At 43.6% G+C, this 1,923-nt stretch carries 2 protein-coding genes; both read left to right on the top strand.

All coding sequences use genetic code 11. From position 1 onward, the window contains the following. Positions 1-1,358, top strand: a 1,358-nt coding sequence (locus tag R7Q46_RS24720; protein WP_318077867.1) for a diguanylate cyclase domain-containing protein, incomplete at its 5' end; no start/stop codon positions are given. Positions 1,359-1,412: 54 nt separating this feature from the next. Then, positions 1,413-1,923: SDR family NAD(P)-dependent oxidoreductase (locus R7Q46_RS24715; protein ID WP_318077866.1), on the top strand; the 511-nt coding region annotated here is incomplete at its 3' end.

The following is a 1,923-nucleotide window of genomic DNA, read 5'->3' as shown; positions in this document are numbered from 1 at the left end:
CCTCTCACGTACAAATTCGTCATCATTCTAAAGACGAACTAGGCGAAGTTATTCACGCATTCAATCGAATGATGACCAAACTCCGAAAAAGGGAAAAACAACGCCAGCATTCGTTAGCTACGCTCGAACAAAAAAGAGCATTTTCAGAAGAAGTCATTGAATCCATTCAGTATGCGTTAGTTATTACCGACAACCTTGGCACCATTATCCACAGTAATGCTGCGACTCAGCATATATTTCAGAAAACACCGGAAGCATTAGAAAATGCGAATATCCGCGATCTGATAAAAACAAAAATGCCGAACGAGCTTAGCCAAATTCTTAGTCGATGCTTAGAGTGTGATGATATCCACCTTCAAAACATTGATAACGAACAGCAGCTAAGCCTAACGACTCGTCGTTTGTCTAACCACGGTTATCTTCTCTTCGCCATTCAAGACATCACAGAGATTGAAGAGGCGATGAATCGCCAGCGCGTAGCTGGTCGAGTGTTTGAAGCCAGTCAAGACGGCCTTATTGTGCTTAATCACAAAGGCGTCATCACCATGGTTAACCCAGCAGTCACCAAACTTGTGGGTTTAGAAATCGACCAGTTAGTTGGTCAGTCTTTCATTCAAACTATTCGTTGGCGAAAATTACAAGAAATGATGCCGAGTATCATTGAGTCCATTGAAAACTATGGCGTGTGGCAAGGAGAAGTGATTGAGCAAAATCACTTAGGCTTACTTGTGCCAATGTTTGCTCGAGTAAACCGCATCGTGAAGTGCGAGGATAACGGTTTCTACGATTTGGTCATTATTCTTACCGATCTCTCCAATGCAAAAGAGATGGAGCGCCTCGAGTATCTCGCACATCATGACGCGCTTACAGGATTAGCAAATCGTTCTAAGTTCCATTTAGAGCTGGAAGATTTAGTCCAAAGATCAGGCTATCAGCGCGATGAATTTGCGGTACTTTATCTTGATCTAGATGGTTTTAAGGAAATCAACGACACATACGGCCATGACGCTGGGGATGAAGTTTTAAAACGTGTAGCAGATCGTTTGACATCGGCGACTAGGCACAGTGACTTAATCGCACGCCTGTCTGGCGATGAGTTTGTTATGCTGGTCAACCCGGCCAATCAAAAAGTCGTAACGCGAATCGCCGAGCAATTGTTAGAGAGCATCTGTGCGCCTATTGAATACAAAGGTAATGAGCTAAAAGTCGGCGTGAGCATTGGGGTGAAATTGGTTGGCGTTAATGAACGAGACGCAACCCGTATTTTAAAGAGTGCGGATACCGCAATGTACCAAGCGAAGAAAGCCGGAAAAGTGCAAGCAATATTAATGGGATGCGAATTGCAAGAGACCGTTTAAATTGTCGCATTAAAGCTTTACACTAACCGGATTCGCGTCAGAAGGATTGATAAAATGAAAGTACTTGTTACGGGTGGTATGGGCTACATTGGCAGCCACACTTGTATTCAAATGATCGAAGCTGGTATGACACCAGTTATTCTCGATAACCTATACAACAGCAAATCTACAGTCTTAGAGCGCATTGAAAAAGTATGTGGCGTAAAGCCTACTTTTATCGAAGCGGATATTCGCGATAAGGCCGCGCTTGTTGAAGCTCTAAAAGCACACAATATTGAAGCCGTTATTCACTTTGCTGGCCTAAAAGCAGTCGGAGAATCAGTAGAAAAACCGCTTGAGTATTACGATAACAACGTAAATGGCACACTTGTTCTTGTGGATGCAATGCGCGAAGCAGGCGTGAAATCACTGGTATTTAGCTCATCTGCGACAGTTTATGGTGATCCAGCATCAGTACCAATTACTGAGGACTTCCCAACTAGTGCGACTAACCCATACGGTCGTAGCAAGTTAATGGTAGAAGAGTGCTTAACTGACTTCCAAAAAGCGAATCCAGACTGGAGCA

The organism is Vibrio sp. 811, from assembly GCF_033339195.1.
The sequence above is the reverse complement of the archived record's forward strand: the minus strand, read 5'-3'. Positions and strand labels throughout refer to the sequence as shown.